The 17,046-nt window shown below is 60.8% G+C and carries 16 protein-coding genes and 3 pseudogenes; 8 read left to right on the top strand and 11 right to left on the bottom strand.

Annotated elements, in window-relative coordinates; genetic code table 11:
• Positions 1-243: 243 nt before the first annotated feature.
• Positions 244-891, bottom strand: coding sequence for a TetR/AcrR family transcriptional regulator (locus NKI97_RS08825; RefSeq protein ID WP_352450987.1), 648 nt, complete (start codon positions 889-891; stop codon positions 244-246).
• A 286-nt stretch (positions 892-1,177) separates the two neighbouring features.
• On the opposite strand from NKI97_RS08825, the gene NKI97_RS08820 reads away from it, so the two are divergent.
• Positions 1,178-2,071, top strand: a complete 894-nt coding sequence (locus tag NKI97_RS08820) for an NAD(P)/FAD-dependent oxidoreductase (protein WP_352833585.1) — start codon at positions 1,178-1,180, stop codon at positions 2,069-2,071.
• Between the two features lie 1,051 nt (positions 2,072-3,122).
• Here NKI97_RS08820 and NKI97_RS08815 read toward each other — a convergent pair.
• The 5 genes and pseudogenes from NKI97_RS08815 to NKI97_RS08795 all read right to left on the bottom strand — a co-directional run.
• A pseudogene (locus tag NKI97_RS08815) lies at positions 3,123-3,235 on the bottom strand (alpha/beta fold hydrolase); the annotation flags it as partial.
• Between the two features lie 3 nt (positions 3,236-3,238).
• Positions 3,239-4,051 carry an SDR family NAD(P)-dependent oxidoreductase gene (locus NKI97_RS08810; RefSeq protein ID WP_352569204.1) on the bottom strand — a complete coding sequence of 271 codons (813 nt, stop codon included), beginning with the start codon at positions 4,049-4,051 and terminating at the stop codon, positions 3,239-3,241.
• Between the two features lie 34 nt (positions 4,052-4,085).
• Positions 4,086-4,592, bottom strand: coding sequence for an SRPBCC domain-containing protein (locus NKI97_RS08805; protein WP_352614862.1), 507 nt, complete (start codon positions 4,590-4,592; stop codon positions 4,086-4,088).
• Between the two features lie 3 nt (positions 4,593-4,595).
• A complete protein-coding gene (locus tag NKI97_RS08800; protein ID WP_352833583.1) occupies positions 4,596-5,195 on the bottom strand; it encodes an NADPH-dependent F420 reductase in 600 nt (199 codons plus the stop codon).
• 151 nt (positions 5,196-5,346) lie between these two features.
• Positions 5,347-6,081, bottom strand: a complete 735-nt coding sequence (locus NKI97_RS08795) for an SDR family NAD(P)-dependent oxidoreductase (RefSeq protein ID WP_352833581.1) — start codon at positions 6,079-6,081, stop codon at positions 5,347-5,349.
• A gap of 269 nt (positions 6,082-6,350) precedes the next feature.
• Between NKI97_RS08795 and NKI97_RS08790 the strand changes: the two genes are divergently transcribed.
• The 6 genes and pseudogenes from NKI97_RS08790 (at position 6,351) to NKI97_RS08765 (ending at position 11,329) form a co-directional block, all read left to right on the top strand.
• Positions 6,351-7,247, top strand: coding sequence for a LysR family transcriptional regulator (locus NKI97_RS08790; protein WP_352833579.1), 897 nt, complete (start codon positions 6,351-6,353; stop codon positions 7,245-7,247).
• Between the two features lie 117 nt (positions 7,248-7,364).
• A complete protein-coding gene (locus NKI97_RS08785; RefSeq protein WP_352833652.1) occupies positions 7,365-8,042 on the top strand; it encodes an NAD(P)H-dependent oxidoreductase in 678 nt (225 codons plus the stop codon).
• A gap of 108 nt (positions 8,043-8,150) precedes the next feature.
• Positions 8,151-8,318, top strand: a pseudogene (locus NKI97_RS08780) (GMP synthase (glutamine-hydrolyzing)); the annotation flags it as partial.
• A gap of 332 nt (positions 8,319-8,650) precedes the next feature.
• Positions 8,651-9,582 (top strand): annotated as a pseudogene (locus NKI97_RS08775) (alpha/beta hydrolase fold domain-containing protein).
• 19 nt (positions 9,583-9,601) lie between these two features.
• Entirely contained in the window at positions 9,602-10,549 is a 948-nt protein-coding gene (locus tag NKI97_RS08770) for an RNA polymerase sigma factor (protein WP_352450994.1), read from the top strand.
• A gap of 60 nt (positions 10,550-10,609) precedes the next feature.
• Positions 10,610-11,329 (top strand): SGNH/GDSL hydrolase family protein, encoded by a 720-nt coding sequence (locus NKI97_RS08765; protein WP_352833576.1) that lies wholly within the window; start codon positions 10,610-10,612, stop codon positions 11,327-11,329.
• Between the two features lie 65 nt (positions 11,330-11,394).
• Here the strand turns inward: NKI97_RS08765 and NKI97_RS35475 are convergent, their stop codons facing one another.
• Together NKI97_RS35475 and NKI97_RS08760 are read right to left on the bottom strand one after the other, a co-directional pair.
• Positions 11,395-11,886 (bottom strand): GFA family protein, encoded by a 492-nt coding sequence (locus NKI97_RS35475; RefSeq protein ID WP_502907084.1) that lies wholly within the window; start codon positions 11,884-11,886, stop codon positions 11,395-11,397.
• A gap of 14 nt (positions 11,887-11,900) precedes the next feature.
• On the bottom strand, positions 11,901-12,266 hold the full coding sequence (locus tag NKI97_RS08760) for a VOC family protein (RefSeq protein ID WP_352833573.1): 366 nt from the start codon (positions 12,264-12,266) through the stop codon (positions 11,901-11,903).
• Positions 12,267-12,353: 87 nt separating this feature from the next.
• Here NKI97_RS08760 and NKI97_RS08755 point away from each other — a divergent pair, with 87 nt between their 5' ends.
• Positions 12,354-13,010: a TetR/AcrR family transcriptional regulator gene (locus NKI97_RS08755; protein ID WP_352450997.1), complete on the top strand. Its 657-nt coding sequence runs from the start codon at positions 12,354-12,356 to the stop codon at positions 13,008-13,010.
• A gap of 346 nt (positions 13,011-13,356) precedes the next feature.
• On the opposite strand, the gene NKI97_RS08750 is transcribed toward NKI97_RS08755, so the two are convergent.
• The 3 genes from NKI97_RS08750 to NKI97_RS08740 form a co-directional block, all read right to left on the bottom strand.
• Positions 13,357-13,902: a dihydrofolate reductase family protein gene (locus NKI97_RS08750; RefSeq protein ID WP_352450998.1), complete on the bottom strand. Its 546-nt coding sequence runs from the start codon at positions 13,900-13,902 to the stop codon at positions 13,357-13,359.
• 102 nt (positions 13,903-14,004) lie between these two features.
• Complete coding sequence (locus NKI97_RS08745; protein WP_352450999.1) at positions 14,005-14,628, bottom strand: dihydrofolate reductase family protein; 624 nt, start codon at positions 14,626-14,628, stop codon at positions 14,005-14,007.
• A gap of 319 nt (positions 14,629-14,947) precedes the next feature.
• A complete protein-coding gene (locus NKI97_RS08740; RefSeq protein ID WP_352833570.1) occupies positions 14,948-16,981 on the bottom strand; it encodes a N,N-dimethylformamidase beta subunit family domain-containing protein in 2,034 nt (677 codons plus the stop codon).
• Positions 16,982-17,046 lie beyond the last annotated feature (65 nt).

The raw sequence follows: 17,046 nt of genomic DNA, 5'->3' as shown, positions 1-17,046 counted from the left end.
CGCATCACCTATCAAATGTTGTCCCGACTGCTGCCGGATCTGCGATGGAGAGAAGCGTCGACCGCATCCAGGCGGGAGCTTGGACCGCGGTAGATGCGAGCGTCTTTTTATCGTTGGGAGAAAGATGAGGTGCCGCGATCTGTTCAAGCTCGGCCGCGCGCGCCGGCCCAATATAACGCCGGCCCAATATAACGAAGCGCCTGGACCACGGTCCCGGCCAAGCTGCCCGGAGCAATCAAATGCTTATCCGCCCGCGTGGTCGTTGCCACCGTGCGCGGCGATGAACATGGCGACGGCCGACCGGCAATAGGATTCGATTTCGTTGTCGTCCTCTGCTCTCGCCTGATCGAAGCGTGCGATAATCGGGAGATCGGATCCTTTGAAAAGCGCGGCAAACAAGCGGGCGGACCGGAGAGGATCGGGCACGTTCAGAACCGCCTTCGCGTGCAACTGACGCAACAGGGCCTCGATTTGGGCGATGACATGGGCGGGGCCGGCTTCGTAATGGAGCTTGCTTAACGACCTTTGATTCGTCTTGTCGGCCATGATCATGGCTTCGACACTGCGGACGTCCGAGCTCAACAGCGTGCGAAGCAGGGATGATCCCACCGCCATGAGCTGATCTTCGGCCGAACCGTCGACGCCTTCAAAAAGGGCCTGTGGTGCAAACTGATGGCAGCGGGTCGCGATGGCCGCGCTGAACAGCGCCTCCTTGTTCTCGAAGTGCCGATAGATGCTGAGCTTGGATATCTTCGCCCGCTGGGCGACCTTGTCCAATGTCGTCGCTTGAAAACCCAATTCCACAAAGAGTTCGCACGCGGCGTCGACTATCGTTTGGCCAAGCGCCTCGTTGGCGGGCCGGCCGCGCCGGCCCTGGCTGTTTACGGTCACGACAATTCCAGTACTTGACAGTATCCTAATTCGTGCATTACGATACCATGTAGTATCGGAAATGTGCAAGCCAGTGGGTAGGTTTCAACCTGTTGTCCAAATCAAGTTTCCCCGGGCCGCCCGGCGATATCGAATGCGGCATTGTCCGGCCGGTCAACACAGATGGGCGACTTTCTCGCAGAGGCCGAAGCCCTGCTAGCTGCCGGTGTCGAGCGCGTATCGGTGGACGATATTGCGCGCCAGGCCCAGCCCAACCCCCTCCATCCACGACACGGAGCCCATCACCATGGATGACGTCATCATCATCGGCGGCAGCTTTGCCGGTCTCGCCGGCGCCCTGCAGCTCGGCCGTGCCCGCCGCAAGGTCACCGTTCTCGATACCGGCCTGCCGCGCAACCGTTTCGCCGGCCATTCACATGGTCTGCTCGGCCACGATCACAAGCGACCGCTGGACATCCTGGCCGAGGCGCGGCAGCAGCTGGCGCGCTATCCCACGATCAGGCTGGTCAATGCCCGGGCCGACAGCGTCTCCGGCGCCGTCGACGATTTCTCCGTCCTCACTGGCGATGGCGAAAGCCTTGGGGCGCGCCGCCTGATCCTGAGCTATGGCGTCGCCGACCAGATGCCTGATGTTCCGGGCTTTGCCGAAGGCTGGGGCACGTCCATCGTGCCCTGCCCCTATTGCGACGGCTTTGAAGTCGCCGGCCAGCATTGGGGCCTCGTCTGGTCCGGCCCGCAGTCGCACCAGTCTGTCAGGCTGTTCCACGATTGGACCGACAGGTTGACGCTCTTCGCCGATGGTCACGACATTCCGCCCGATATCCGGGCCGATCTCGCGCGTCGTAACATACCTGTCGTCGATGGCCGGATCACCGAGATCGCCCATCACGGGGGCCATCTCGCCACCGTCAATCTCGATACCGGCCCCAATGTCGCGGTCGACATCCTGTTCGCGCATCCGCGCAACAAGCCGTCCGCAAGCCTGCATGAATCGCTGGGCCTCGCCACGGTCGATACGCCCCTCGGCATCGCCCTCAAGGTCGACGAGCGCCGCGAAACCAGCATGCCCGGCATCTACGCCGCCGGCGACCTCGCCAACCCCCTCATGCCCTCGGTCACCACGGCATCATCGCACGGCGCGATGGCGGGCATCTTCTCCCAGCAGTCGATGCTGGTTTGAGAGCACAGATTCCCTTCTCCGGTTGCCGCGGGCTATCATATTCTGAAGGTTGCGGGCCGGTGGCACGGAACGCGGGCCCCCTCTCCCCTGAGGGGCGTCTTTGGCCGGTCAGCCGTCTCGAAGGGGCAGTTGAGCAAAACGATTCCTAGGCTCAGGCCGGTCCGCAAACGGTCCCAAAAGACCCACAGGCTATTCAACCTCCCCCGGCCCCCTCCCGGGAAGAAGTTCAGCAAGTGAGGGCGCGACATTGCACCTTGAACCGTGCTGTCGCGCCCTCGGAGCGAGTGGGTCTTGAGGTGTCCAGTTTATACTGCCGGGAGTGTCCAGTTTGCACTGCCAGCGGTATCCAGTTCACCTACAAACGGAGAGGGATGGCGCTTGGATGACGCTGCCGCGGCGGGTCGCGTTGTGGCGCGCGCTGTGCTATGAAAGTTGGTGACGGTACTTTCTTCGTTCGCTGTGAAACCCACCTGAGTTGCCCAAAGTGGGTCTGGAAAGGCGATCGACTTCGATAGATACCGAAACCGCACAAAAAATTTTCGTGCTATTTTTCCCTTTGAAATCAAGACTGTAACGTTTTGACGGCCCATGGGTCGGCTTCTTGCGCGGCAACGAATAAAAAACCTAGCTATATCAATGGCCTAACTAGATTTAGAACAATCGAGTGGGAATGATGGGGCGTACGGTAGAGTAGGTTGGAGTACTGTCGGATATATTCGGAAATTGTTGGTCAACGATAGGAGGCGATAGTTCGCGGGCGATTCTGCAAGAACAAGCAGCCGTTTTGCAGGTCGGCGATAGACCTTCGATTATGTGTAGAGAGGCTCAAAGGGATCGATATACCGCGCCGTTCACAGCACATGCTTTGGATTGGGATTGGAGCGCCGATCCAATTCCTCGGACAATAGACATCATGTTCCGTGGATTTGTATCATGGTCTAAGCCCCGGGGCGGGACCAACGAGACGAGCGCACGGCCGCCGAGCACAGCGGGGACGGCGCCGTAGCTGAATACGTTCTCGTGCCCGCATAGTTTCAGAGTGCTCCCGCAATGCGTGGATCGTGCGCATGCCGTGCGGCAGATCCCTGTAGACTTAAGCGTGCCATGCTTCAGCACCTTGGCCGACAGCGGACCCGAGTTGGCGAACGGAACAATTTGGTCGTCCTGCTACGCGACGAAGCGGACCACGCCACCATCCACCCGCAAAGCCGCGCCGGTGGTCGCCGAAGCCTGCTCCGAGCATGTGTAGATGATCATGTTGGCCACCTCATCGGTGGTCGCGAAGCGGTGGATGAGGCTCGTCGGACGCATCGCCTGCAGGAAGCCCTGCTCGGCTTCGTGCTGCGTGATTCCATTTGCGTCAGCCTGTTTCGCCATGAAGTTGCCCAGGATCTCAGAGCGGGTAGGTCCCGGCAGGACGGCGTTGACGGTGACGCCCGTGCCCGCGACCGCCTCGGCAAGCCCGCGTGAGACCGCGAGTTGAGCGGTCTTGGTCATGCCATAGTCGAGCATTTCCTTAGGGATGTTGACTGCGGATTCGCTACTTATGAACACGACGCGGCCCCAGCCTTTCGCCACCATCCGCGGCAGGTAATGACGGCTCGCGCGCACGCCACTCATTACGTTCAACTGGAAGAGGTCAAGCCAGTCCTCATCGGGGATATTTGCGATATCCTCGACGCCGTTGTAGCTCCGGATGTGTGCTGTACCGACGTTGTTCACAAGGATATCGGCGTCCGGCGCATGCGCGATCAAGGCCTTTGCCCCCTCCGCTGTTGCAAGATCAGCGGCGATACCCGAGATGTCGCTGCCGGGGAAGGCCTGCCGCATCTGCCGCACCGCCTCATCGACCCGAGCGTTTCCACGGCCGTTGACGACGACCGATGCACCGGCACGCGCCAACCCCTCCGCCGTCGCGCGGCCGATACCGGCGGTGGATCCGGTAACAATGGCCTTGCGGCCTTTGAGTTCGATATTCATCTCATTCATCTCCAAAATTAAATAGGAAGCGCAATCAATCCACTGTCGTCTTCGCTGTTTCCGCCTCCGCTGCGTGGGCGAGGCTTTCGACCCAGTCCTGGTGATACCGGTAGAGTGCGCCGGGATGTTTGCGCCCGAGCTCATCGAGGAAGAAGGGGCCCTGCTGCGTTTCCTCGGTCAGCACATGGCAGCCATGGTCCGTAGGCGTGATGACCCAGCCATGGTATGCGCTTGAGCCGGTCTCGTCGCCATCAACTGTCGTCGCCCATGCGAGCCTGCGAAGGGGCTCGCATTCCGTCACGACCAGACTCATCGGAAATCCAACCGTCACACGGCTGTATCGCGTTCCGAGCGTCAGTTCCGGCTCCCCCGTCAGAATCTTGACCTGATCCTCGGCGGGAAAGTAGCTCGACCAATTCTCGGCTTCGACGAGCAGCTTCCAGACCGCTTCAGGCGGCGCCTTCACGTCAATGTCGTTGAGTGCGTAGATGGCCGACGTTTTCGGATCATATCGCTCGGGCCAGGTCACATGGTCGTACATCGATTACTGCTCCTTCTTGAACAAATCCTGGAAGATGAGCTGGCCCCAAGTGCGGCCGCGCGCGTGCACCAGCGCGCCACCCTCGTTGAGCTTTCCCAGCTTGACGGGTGCGAACCCAAGTTGTTTGGCCAAGGCCGCCACGGGAGCGGTCGCGTCCTCGTCGTCGCTCGACAGAAAGACGACACGGTGCCCGCCCTCGACGATCGGATCGGCAGCCAGGGTGGCCGCAACCAGATGGTTGAACCCTTTGACGAGCTTGGCGCCGGTGAACGCCTTCGCGACGAAGGCGGAGGACGGGAGGCCGTCCAGCTCTTCAGGGACTGGAAACGCGTTCATCGCGTCGATGACTGTCTTGCCTTCCCAGCTCGGCAGAGCCTTCGCAACCTCCCGATGCTCCCCGAACGGGACCGCCAAGATGATTGTGTCGGCCTCGAGTGCATCCCGCAGCGACTTGGCGACGACCGTGGGTCCAATCGCCTGAGCCTGCGGCGCCAACGCCTCGGGCGGCCGGCGGCTCGCGATGGCCACGTCGATGTTTTTACGGGCGAAGGCGTGGGCGAGGGCCTGGCCTATCTTACCGAATCCTACAATTGCGTAGCTCATAATGCTTCTCCGATCCGTGTTGGTATTGATTTCCCCGGCCTTCAACGGCGCTGGGTTATTCGTTCCGCTGTGTGGCGACCTTTGCGTGGTCGTTCCACCATGGACACGCTAGTTCCCGCCGGTCAGCCGCTTCCCGCGATCCGGCGCAATTTCAGATGGCCGAGAAGCCGCCATCGACGGACAACTCCACCCCATTCACGAAGCTCGAATCGTCGGAAGCAAGAAACAGCGCGGCCGTCGCAATTTCCTCAGGACGCCCCATCTTTCCCCGCGGGATCAGGGATTCGAACATCTGCTTCGCCTCCTCGGTGAGGACTTGGTCCTGCATCGGTGTGGCGATCGGCCCCGGGTGCAGCACGTTCACCCGGATATTCCTGCCCTTGAGTTCGTTGAGCCACCCGCGTGCGAATGCGTGCAGCGCCGCCTTGCTCGCCGCATAGACGCTGTAACCAGGAAAACCTTTGATCGAAGCAACCGACCCGGTCATGAAGATCGATCCGCCATCGTTGAACAGCGGCAACGCCTTCTGAACCGTAAACAGCGTGCCGCGCGTATTCAGGCCGAAGGCCGCATCGAAGTGCTGCTCGGTAATCTCGCCCAGTGGGACGGCTTCGCCTGTGCCGGCGCTCGCGTACAGGACGTCGATCCTGCCCTTTTCCCGCTTGACTGTATCGAACAGGCGGTCGAGGTCGTCGAGATTGGCCGCGTCGCCGCGCACGCCGGTCACGTTCCGGCCGATCAGCTTGACGGCCTCGTCCAGCGCCTCCTGTCTCCGGCCCGTGATAAAAACATAGGCGCCTTCTTCAACGAACCGCTTGGCGCTCGCCAGCGCCATGCCGCTCGATCCACCCGTGATGACTGCAACCTTACCCTCAAGCTTTCCCATGACTTCTCCTTTTCGTGGTGTCGGGACAGCATCTGCCCCCGAGAGCCTCGAAATGGGTCCGCCGGCGTCAGTTGTTGAGTGCGGAAGCGCGCACATCGGTGGTGCGAAATCGATCCGGTTGGACAACTGACGCCAGCCGCGACGATCGGTGTTCGCCGTTCGGAATTGGGCCGCACTCGTCGACATAGGCTATGATGAACGCCCGTACTGCTGTTCGATGTGTTAGATACGGGCTTTGGAAGGCGCACCGCGCGGTGCGGGATTGCACCATGATCGACTGGGATGACGTTCGCTACTTTCTTGCTGTCGCGCGCGGAGGCTCGGTGCGGGCCGCCGCCGAGCGCCTCGGGGTGAATCACTCGACCGTGCTGCGACGCATCGCCCAGCTCGAGGAACGCCTCGGGGCGCACATGTTCGAAAAGCTGCCTTCGGGCTACCGCCTGACGGCTGCGGGCGAGGAGATCCTCGAGCTCGCGAACCAGATGGAAGCGTCGTCGCACCAGCTGGAGACGCGCGTCTTGGGGCGCGACCAGAGCGTTCGCGGGCTTCTGCGGGTGACGCTGGCGCCGCCCCTCGCGACACATCTGCTCATGCCGGACTTCGCCGATTTCGCGCGTCTGCATCCGGACATCGAGATGGAAATCTTGTCGTCCGGCGAGCTGGCAAATCTGACCAACCGAGAGGCCGACGTCGCGATCCGCGTCGTCTACGACCGCAAAACCCTGCCGCTCAATCTTCACGGCCTGAAGGGACCGGAGCTGTTCGGCGGCGTCTATATGTCCTGCGATCGACTAGCCGCGTGGCGTGCGGGCGCGCCTGATCCCATCCGGTGGATCGTCATAAGCATTCATGGAATTCCGGAATGGGCCAGCGAGGGTGAGGTTCGCACCACCGGGGTTCCCTTCAGGACCACGGACGCCGAGGCGCAGATCGTTGCTGTACGGCAAGGGCTCGGGATCACGACACTGCCCTGCTTCGTCGGCGATGCCGACCCGCTACTGGTGAGGGTGCCGGGCACCGACCTGCACATGTACGGAACGCTCTGGCTTCTCACACAGGGGGAGACACGCAAGACGAAGCGCGTGCGGCTCTTCACGGAGTTCGTATCCCACAGGCTCGCCGCGTACGCGCCGCTTCTCGCGGGGCTGTCCATATCGCGCGACTGACGCCTGGCAGGTCACCGATGGCGCTGTCTCGAGCGTACCGCTGTAGAAGGGCCATTCTCGGCGTCGAAAAACAATTGCTCTTTGAAGACTGTGGCGCGTACAGCTATTTCGAAATCCATGATTGGTATGAGAAGCTTTGCCCGAGCACCGCGCCGCACGAATGATGACGCGCAGCGCAACCAAATTGGGGAGGATTCAAATATTAGTATGCGATGCTTGATTGTCACGGCTCATCCACTCAATCCAAGCCTTTGCCAAACGCTTTCGAACGCAGCTATCGACACCCTGATGGATGCGAAGCACCAGTGCCGACATGTTGATCTGTATCGATCTGGCTTCTTCCCGGCTCTTACACCGGCGGAGCGCGCGAGCTACTATTCCGGATTCGAGACTACAGAGGTAGCTAAAGAGATTGAGGATCTTCTCTGGGCCGAGACTATCGTCTTGATTTTTCCCACGTGGTGGTTCGGACCTCCAGCTATATTGAAGGGCTGGTTCGACAGGGTATGGGTGCCTGGTATTGCATACGATCACGCAGCCGATCTTGGTGCCATACAACCGCGACTTCGCCAGTTAAGGAAGGTGGTTGCAATAACCACTTTGGGCTCACCTTGGTGGGTCGATTGGCTGATCCTCAGGCGGCCAGTGCGGCGTGTTCTCAAGACAGCTATTCTGAATACCTGTGCTCCTCAAGCCTCGCTTACGTTCCTTTCATTTTACAAGGTTGAAAGTCTGCCTAGGCAAGGTGTCGATGCTGCGATAAATCGCATTAGATCAATGCTACAGCATCTATAGCTAAGCCCCGTCACAATGCTCCTTTTCTTTGAAGGGCGCAGGTAGAGCAATGCCCTTGGGGACAGCGCGGCTCGTGACCGCTGCCCTTATCGGTATGTACGCGCATACGCGCCGAAAGCGTCAGCATCGGTAGATGGCAGCACCGCGGATATCTACCGTCACGACATGGCATTCCTGGGCGCCGCCGCCACCGGCATCATCAACGAGGTGCGCGGCATCAACCGCGTCGTCTATGACGTGACGAGCAAACCGCCAGGCACAATCGAGTGGGAGTGACAAGGAGTACTGCGGAGTAGAAGAGGATGGAGCAGCATGTTTAAGGCGATGTTGGCTCGGCGATAATAGTCAATAGTCCCAGCCCCCGGCCACCCGGCGACGGCATAGACGAAGCATCTGGCCGATCGGCGAATGTCTGGAACGAACGTCCCACAGAGAAGGGTGGAGCAGCCTAGCCTTGCTGGGTTTGACACCCGGGGTCCGCGGCAACTGCCACCGGCGAGGCGTTGCATCTGCCGGCGACGTATCCTTTCGCTCAGTTCGTCCGTCTTAGCTGTTGATGGGCGCGGTCATCCTGAACGTCGCCCTCCACAACGAATTGGAGCGTGACAATGAACAGCAAGCAGAGCTTAGCGAACAAGATACACTATGAAACGCTCGCCGAGGCTTGGCGCAGCGGTCGGGAATTGCCGCCGGAAGTCTCCGAGTGGTCTGTCTTGACGGCAGAGCCGGGCGACGTCGATTACATTGAGACCAAACTCGGCGACAAGACCGCGCTGTGGGTTCAGCCAAAAGCGGCGGCCAATGATCGGGTCATGCTTTACCTGCACGGCGGTGGCTATCTCGGCGGATCGATCTGGACCCATCGCAAGATGGTCGGACACCTCGCCAAGGCGATTGGCTGTTACGCGCTGCTCGCCACTTACGACTACGTTTTCCAGAGCAAGTTTCCGCGCCAAATCGAGCAGGCCGTGACCGCGTTCGAGTGGCTCGCCGAGCAAGGTATCGCGCCGAAGCACACCATAGCTGCAGGCGATTCCGCTGGTGCTGGCCTGATCGTTGCGGCCGCGATGAAACTCCGTGACGCGGGACGGCCGCTACCGGCCGCGATTCTCAGCATCTCTGGCTGGTACGATCTGTCGGCGAGCGGGCTCTCTTATGAAGCCAATCGCGAGAAGGACGCATTCTTCCAGAAGGCGGCCGTGGATATGCTGGCATCGCAACTCCTCGCAGGTACCGATCCCAGGGATCCACTCGCCAGCCCGATCTTTGCCGATCTGAAGGGCTGCCCCCGACCTATCTGCAAGTGGGTGGAGACGAAACCCTGCTCGACGACAGCCGGGCGCTTGCCGACCGCGCAAAAGCCGCCGGCGTCGAGGTGCGCCTGGACGTATTTCCGGGGATGCTGCACTCGTTCCAGATGATGGCTGGGCGTGCTCCCGAAGCCGACGACGCGATCGCGCGGTTGGCACAATGGGTTCGCCCCAAGCTTGGTCTGGCCGCAACCGCGGCAATACGCGCTGAAGGTCAGGAGGTCGCATGACTGGCAAATTGAAACCAAGATGTGGCAGCTGAAGGACATGCCCGAGCGACCGACCGGCCTGTTCGACGCGCAGTATCGAGCCTTCCTCGAGACAGTGTGGGGCGTCCGCGCGCAACTGCATCGCTATTGCACTCGCATGACCGGCTCGCGGCTCGACGGCGAGGATCTCATGCAGGAGACGCTGTTCGAGGCCTACACGAAGATCGAGACCCTCGATGATCCCCGCAGGCTAAAACCCTGGTTGTTTCGCATCGCTCACAATCGCTGCATTGACTTTGTGAGGCGGCGCCATGCGCGCGAGCGAGCGGAAAGCGCCTATTCGGACGACATCGGCGTCATCGCTGCAGAGCCAGCGACCACTGATGCCCATCGCGCCGTCGAACGGCTGGTCGGTCATCTGCCGCCCAAGGAGCGCGCCTGCGTGCTCTTGAAGGATGTGTTCGACTATTCGCTGGAAGAGACCGCGGAACTCGTGGGCTCGACGGTTGGCGGCGTCAAATCCGCGCTCTCCCGTGGACGTGCGAAGCTCGCCGGCTTGCCCGCGGAACCTGTCGGTGAACCGAGCCGCCCGCTGGATCCCGACACCGCGCGGCTCTTGCAGCGCTATGTTGACCTCTTCAACCGCCATGACTGGGATGGCGTGCGGGGCCTGACCAGCGCCGATGCCCGGTTGCGGGTCGCCGATTGCTATGACGGCCTGCTCAGAAGCTCTCCCTATTTCGTCGAATACGAGCGAAACCCGGAGACGTGGACCATGGAGTTGGGGACGATCGACGGAGAACCTGTCCTCCTCGTGCTTTTCCAGCGAGGCGACCAGTGGCAGGTCGCGTGGCCGGTTCGTGTCCATGTCGCCGGTCGCGTCATCGACCGCATCGAAGACTATTATGCCTGCCCGTGGGTCGTTGGAAACGCCTCGGAGTCCGACTTGACGCTCACGCCTTGGCCAGCCGTTTTGGGAAGAGCATAAGGCGACGATTTCTCACTCTGGCTTGGCGGAGTCACGCTGGTGAATTCTCAACGAAAAATCGTGGCGTGCCTCGGATCGAGCAGCACGGCGGGCAAGGGCCAGGCATTCGATTGGATCGCGGAGCTCCGCCGGCGGCCGGGCAACGGGCAATTTGAGTTCCGGAATTTTGGCGTCGGCGGCGACTTGGCCTACAACGCGCTGCAGCGGTTGCCGGATGTGCTCGCCTGTCGTCCCGACAAGGTCATCGTCTGGGTCGGCGGGAATGATGTTCTCACGCTCGTGTCACGCAAAGTGCGGCGATTCTTTACGTTTTGGAAGCGTCTGCCCCGCACGCCTTCGCCCGATTGGTTCCACGAGAATCTGGCCGAGATAGCACGCAGGCTGAAGCGCGAGACGGCGGCGGACATCGGCCTTTGCTCGCTCCCTCCGATAGGAGAAGCGCCGGATTCGGACGACCCGTTCCAGAGCGAGCTCAACCGGCGGATCAAGGAATATTCTGCGATCGTGGCGGCCATCGCGCACGAGGAACGCTGCGGCTATGTCCCGCTCCATGAGGCGCTCACCGAGGCGGTTCGCGCCTCGCCTGGCCGGGCCTACACGGCGTTCAACTTTCTTCCATTCTATCGCGATGCTTTTCGCGTACTGGTGCTGCGGCAGCGTCCGGATGATGTCGCCCGCGTAAATGGCTGGCTATTTCACACCGACGGCGTGCACTTGAACAGCCGGGCAGGGCTGATCGTGGCGGATCGCCTACAGAAATTCGTCAGGCCTGAACCCTGAGCGGCAAGGCTGTATCCGATTTGCGCACCTATCTGAATGTCTTATCGCGCAGGCTGGCGGCCGGTTTATCGACCTAGCAACATCGCCACGCGCGATGCCAAAAGTTTAACGACGAACCCTAGAGGATAACCCCGGTGGCTCGGCACGTCGTCAGGAATGACATCGCTGTCCGACTTGAACTTAGTGCAAATCCGCAGCTGCAGTGGCGGGAGTTCTCCGTGAAACCGCGCTCTGTATGCCGAGACCCAATGCGGACCTCTATCGAAGTTCATTAACATCGCTGAATTGCAGCACATGGCGATGACCCTATTCGTGGCTGAAGTTTCCTTAAGCTTGTAACCCCTCAGCAATTCGGCCCCCTTGGAGCACTCGATGCGGTCCTTTCGATAGAGGATGTATTCGGTGCCGCCATCGGGATCGCGTATGGCGCCAGCACCTGGCAAAGCTTCGATCTGATCAGCTCCCTTCCGGCAGTCGTCGCAGTAGCAGGCACTGCTCACGATCGGCCTGCCAAAGGCTTTGAGTTCGACGCCACCGCAAGAGCAAGTTGCGGTCATGATAGGTGAGTGCGTCATCTGCTGGTGATCATCATGCGATTGCCCTCGCTGTCCCGAAATTCCGCGATCGAGCGCCCCGGTTGCCATGGCGCAGGGCGCGGTTCTGCTATGATCTCGGCGCCTCGCGATTTGAGTCTCTGAACGGTGACTTCGATTTCGTTGTCAACCAGCACGAGGACGGGCTCCTCAGATGGTGTTTCGTCCTTGCGCCTTAGGAAGTGGAGGGTGGTTTCGGCACCTGGAAATCCGAGTTCGATCCATCGCCACCCATCATTGCCCATTGGCTGATCGGCGACGACGCGGCAGTTCAGGTGATCGATGTAGAACGCCTTGGCGCGTTCCTGGTCGAACACCGGAAGCTCCGCGAACTGGATGTGCATTGTCGATCTCTCCCCATTGCATCCCGGCTCAAATCAAACTAGACGGTCCAGTACTATGAGTCAATTAGCAGCGCAGGCGCCAGAGGCATGACCAGGACGCCCTCAGCAGGTGTTTCACAAGAACTCGACGAGCAGGGCCGATCGGCACAAAAGCGGCGGGCCATCCTCGATGCGGCGACAGAGGTGTTTCTGCAAAAAGGCTATCTGGCCACCAGTATGGATGAGATCGCAGCGCTTGCGGCGGTGTCGAAGCAGACCGTCTATAAAAATTTTCCAGGCAAGGAGACGCTGTTCGTGGAGATCGTAAGCAGCGTGACCAATCGAGCCAGCGATCGGGTCCACAGTGAAATGCCGGACCTCGCTGAGGGCGAGGATGTTGCCGAATATCTTCAGCGCTATGCGTACCGACAGCTTACCGTGGTGCTCACGCCGCGTGTCATGCAGCTGCGCCGTCTGGTGATCGGCGAGGTCGGCCGCTTCCCAGAACTGGCAAAGGCGCTCTTCGATGGCGGACCCGGGCGCGCAATTGCGGCGATGGCAGTGTTGTTCGAGCGCTTGGCTGATCGCGGCCTGCTTGCGATCGATGATCCGGCCGTCGCCGCTTCCCAGTTCAATTGGTTGATTATGGGCGAGCCATTGAACAGGGCCATGCTGTTGGGTGACGAGTCGATTCCGAAACCGGCGAAGCTTCGACGGCACGCCGCGGCCGGCGTGCGGGTGTTCCTTGCGTCATACGGCAAGTGAGGCACGCCACGGCGACGAGCGAATGCCGGGCGCTACCGTGCGGACCGTTCGGCCGTGTTTGACGGTCCTTTTTTTGGTCCCCAGTGGGTCGCGGCTTGTTGCGGCGCGGCTGTCGAAAATCGACCGATTGTTGTCGATAGTCGCCGAAACCGAGCTGATCCCGAATCGCCGAAATTCCCTTTTGAAATCAAGAGCGCAGATTTCTGACGGATCGCAGAGTCGGTTCTTTAGGGCGTGCAGAAAAGTTTGTGCTGCCGCCTCCTCGCGTTACCATGGCTCAAAACGATCGAGAGGGAATGAGCTCAAATTCGGTCCGACGGACATTAGGATGTCGGGTGGGTTATGATCAGGCGGGAACGTACGTCACTCTGATCGCGTCCTCGCCAACCCGGTCGCTGGCCACGAGACGCAGCGGTGGCCGGGGGCCGGCGAAGAATGCCTTGCCGCGACCAAGCACGATGGGACGGAAGTAGAGCCGGTACTCATCGATAAGGCCAAGCTCGGTCAGACTACCCGCAAGCTCCGGTCCGGCGACTTCGATCTCGCCCTCGTGTTCGGCTTTAAGCGCCCTAACGAACCCTTTGAGATCGTCGTCCACCAGCGTGGCGTTCGGCCCGACCGACTTCAGGGTGCGAGAGACGACCCATTTCGGCTGCGCCCGCCAGGCCGCCGCAAAGTCGCGCCCGACCTGGTCCTGTCCCGGCTGATCCTCGTCCCAATAGCGCATTACCTCGTACATGCGCCGGCCGTAGAGGCTGCCGGCGATCCCGCGCACATGGGCGTTGAAGTGGCGATGGAGCGCCTCGCCCGGCATCGGCAGCCCGGGCCCGCCCTCGGCGCCAGCGACATAGCCGTCGAGCGACTGCATCATTCCGAACACAAGCTTCGCCATGCACAGGCTCCTATCGATCGACGACGATCCGAAGGGATCGCATTCATTTATACCTCGCCCTCACTTCGTCGGTTCGTTGGCTGCACACATTCTCTGACGTGTTCACGTTGGCCGGTAAATCTGCGCCACCGCGCCCCCCGGGAAGGCTTTCGAGCTCACCAGCTTGAGAGACATCGGCGCGACCAGTTCGGAGAACAGCGGCAGGTCTTTGCCCAGCGCCACGGGGGCCACCGTCAGGGCGAGCTGGTCGACCAGTCCTTGGGCGACGAGACTCCGGGCGAAGCTCACTCCGCCGTGGGCGATGATCGGCTTGCCCTCTTGGGCTTTCAACTTCGCGACTTCCTCCGCCAAGTCACCGCTCGCCACATAGGCCTCCGCCCAACTTTCACCACCGGGCTGTAACTTTGCCGGCTGACCGGTTCCCGCGTTGACGGCGCGAGCCTCATCGAGCGCCGCCGACTTGCTCACCTCCCTCAGGATCTCCGGTCCCCGTCGTGAGAAGACGGCCTTGGGGATCTGGTTCATCGGCGCCGCGAACTGGTCGCAGGAGATCGGCCACCAGGCGGCCATGTCACGGAAGCTGCGGCTGCCCATGATGTGCAGGCTCGAGTTCCATATGAACTCTACGCCCCAGGCCTTCGCCTCTTGATCGGCGCCGAACATCCATGTGTTTCGGCCATCCAGGTCACGGATCGATATGGACATCTTCAAGATCAAGTCTCTCATCGCTTCTTCCTAGCGCTGGTGAGACCGAAGGACGGGCCAGATCGGTCAGTTCCGACAATTCGTTGCGGGATAGTCCGACAACGCTTGCACGCCGCCGAAGAGGGATACCGAGCTTCCTTGCCTAGTCGGCGAGGGTGTCGTTGATGCCGCGCCAAATTCTGGTTCAGCGCCGTTTGTCAAAGCAGCGCACCTGAAGGTTGCGGCTGAGGCAACTGCCGTCCGCCAGGTGGCGAGAGGCATGTGAGACGAAGCCGGTGCACGCCGACTGATTTGACTCCCAAAAACGGATACGGGTCTTTCCGTAACGGCGCCAATCAGCTTATCGATTTTTCTCGGCCGGTTCTCCTTTCGTGGCGCCGAGGCGGGTAAGCAGATTGAGCGTGATCCTGCCGACATCGTTCATGGCGCCTGCGGCTGGCAGCGCGCCGCACCAGGCAACCGAGCTTGCGGAAAAGATCAAGCCGCCTGCTGCGAGCTTTCGCAGGGTCATTTCGGCGCAGCGGCGGGCGATGCGTTGCCTATCCCCGCCCTCGTACCAGCGCGTCGGATCCTGAAAGAAGCTGTCGGGAAATCCCGTCGCACGCGCGATCACGACGGTGTCAGCGGAAGTGCCGAGGGCTGGGTCCGTCGCATCCACTTCGTAGCCCGCGGCACCGCCCAGCACGATGCCGTTCGTGCCAAAGGTCGCATTTTCAACGCCTTCGAACAGCCATGCGCATCCTGCTTCATGGCTTTCCTCAGTGCGCGTGAAGGGGCGTGCGCCATCGAAACCCATCAATGAGATTGCACTGCCGATCAGCGAGAATTCGCCTCGGCCGCGGCAGCGGAGATAACCGCCTGGTTCGTTGGTGATCGACAGCGCCTGTTCGGCGACCGGGCCGTCCCAGGTGCGGCCGGCCTCCAGCGGCGAGCGCCGCAACTCCATCAGATCGTCCTTGAAAGCCACAGTGGCAGCAAAGCCGTTTCCGCCGAGATAGGCGATGCTGCCGCCTTCGGCTACAAACTGCCGCAGCGCCTGCTCCATCTCGATCGACATATATTCGGGATGACTGCCGGTGACGACGGCTTGATGTCGACGCAAACCGTCTATGCCGCATTCGTGCAAATCGTGATCGGTCAGGATGTCAAACACGATTCCATTGTCGTGGCAGAATCGGAGGAAATGCAGATCGACCGGCAAATTGTGTGGGCAGCCGCAGAGCGGATAATCGTAATCGTCCCTGAGCGTCACTTTCGGCTTTTTGTAGGAGCAAATGGAAACACCGCTAAGGTCGGAATGGTAGTCGTAAAGGGATTTCAGATTGTTGGCGATCGCGAAGCGATGTCCGCGGTCGTCGCCTTTCCATTCATAAAGATGATCCGGGAGACATTCGTCCGCGTAAGCGAGATAGGTCGCCGTCGGCACGAGATACAACAGCGGCGACGAAACCTGTGAAGAGGTGACGAAGAACACCACGCGTTCGTAGCCACCCTCCCATTCGACCTGGAACGCGTAGACGCCTGGGTGTGCGTTTTCAGGGATCGTCGCGCGGTGCGATGCCGGCCACTCAAGCGGGCCGATATCGTCGTCGTGGCAATGGATAGCGTCGTAGTGCGACGGCACCAAGCGAGGCTCGAAGCTCGATCCGTCCCAGCGTGCCGAAGTCACGCAGAAGGCTGGCTGATTGATCACGTCGAGGAGCAACGGATCTGCTCCGCCCGACGACAGGATCGGCTGCGTTGGTAACAGCGTCGGGAAATCCCAGGCAATGGTCCCGTGTGGGGTGTCGAGCCGGATCGCAGCAAATTTCGCGTTGAGGGTAGGTTCGTGGTTGGTGGCACTTGCGCCGAAATGGATGCCGTGCGCCTGGAGGTTCCGCGCCGGGCCGCCAAAACCTTCATGGAGTTCGTAAGGCGCGAGACGGTCGTGGGATTTGATGCGCAGACGCGATTGTTCCTGCCGCAGGTCCAACTCGACGGTGAGCCACACACCAGTTGGCGCCTTCTTCTCGACAAAGGTTTCGTCACCGATTTTCACGACAAATGCGCCGTCGCGGAGGCGCAGCCCGAGGGCGCCTGCCTCCAGGATCGTGCGCGCACCTTCGTTGCGCGTGAGGAACAGCTCAAAACGTATGACGTGGACGGCTTGTACTTTGGCCAGTTCGCCGGCTCGCACGAACAGGAACGACCCTTGGTCGAAATGCCGACGCCGTGCTTCACCTACCGTTTCGATGGGCCAGGCGAGAAATTCCGGAGCCGGCTTGTCGAGCCGGCAAATTCGTGTGGCCTTTATCGGCCGATCGCATGACAGGCTGAGCTTGATCCGCTGGCCTGCTTTGGCACTCCAGGGGGTGGTATAGCCAACCACGCTCATCGCGTCGTGGTCTACTGCGCGCTTCATCTATCCCTCCCGATGAACTCCAGATGGGCTGGGGCGAA

The organism is Mesorhizobium sp. M0296 (assembly GCF_040321675.1).
In the GTDB taxonomy this organism is placed as follows: Bacteria; Pseudomonadota; Alphaproteobacteria; order Rhizobiales; family Rhizobiaceae; genus Mesorhizobium.
This window is presented reverse-complemented; position numbering and strand designations above follow the sequence as displayed.

Coding starts and splice junctions, on each gene's coding strand:
- NKI97_RS08820 (WP_352833585.1), top strand. CDS start 1,178: ATGGATGACGTCATCATCATCGGCGGCAGCTTTGCCGGTCTCGCCGGC.
- NKI97_RS08810 (WP_352569204.1), bottom strand. CDS start 4,051: ATGAATATCGAACTCAAAGGCCGCAAGGCCATTGTTACCGGATCCACC.
- NKI97_RS08805 (WP_352614862.1), bottom strand. CDS start 4,592: ATGTACGACCATGTGACCTGGCCCGAGCGATATGATCCGAAAACGTCG.
- NKI97_RS08800 (WP_352833583.1), bottom strand. CDS start 5,195: ATGAGCTACGCAATTGTAGGATTCGGTAAGATAGGCCAGGCCCTCGCC.
- NKI97_RS08795 (WP_352833581.1), bottom strand. CDS start 6,081: ATGGGAAAGCTTGAGGGTAAGGTTGCAGTCATCACGGGTGGATCGAGC.
- NKI97_RS08790 (WP_352833579.1), top strand. CDS start 6,351: ATGATCGACTGGGATGACGTTCGCTACTTTCTTGCTGTCGCGCGCGGA.
- NKI97_RS08785 (WP_352833652.1), top strand. CDS start 7,365: ATGATTGGTATGAGAAGCTTTGCCCGAGCACCGCGCCGCACGAATGAT.
- NKI97_RS08770 (WP_352450994.1), top strand. CDS start 9,602: ATGTGGCAGCTGAAGGACATGCCCGAGCGACCGACCGGCCTGTTCGAC.
- NKI97_RS35475 (WP_502907084.1), bottom strand. CDS start 11,886: ATGACCGCAACTTGCTCTTGCGGTGGCGTCGAACTCAAAGCCTTTGGC.
- NKI97_RS08760 (WP_352833573.1), bottom strand. CDS start 12,266: ATGCACATCCAGTTCGCGGAGCTTCCGGTGTTCGACCAGGAACGCGCC.
- NKI97_RS08755 (WP_352450997.1), top strand. CDS start 12,354: ATGACCAGGACGCCCTCAGCAGGTGTTTCACAAGAACTCGACGAGCAG.
- NKI97_RS08750 (WP_352450998.1), bottom strand. CDS start 13,902: ATGGCGAAGCTTGTGTTCGGAATGATGCAGTCGCTCGACGGCTATGTC.
- NKI97_RS08745 (WP_352450999.1), bottom strand. CDS start 14,628: ATGAGAGACTTGATCTTGAAGATGTCCATATCGATCCGTGACCTGGAT.
- NKI97_RS08740 (WP_352833570.1), bottom strand. CDS start 16,981: ATGAGCGTGGTTGGCTATACCACCCCCTGGAGTGCCAAAGCAGGCCAG.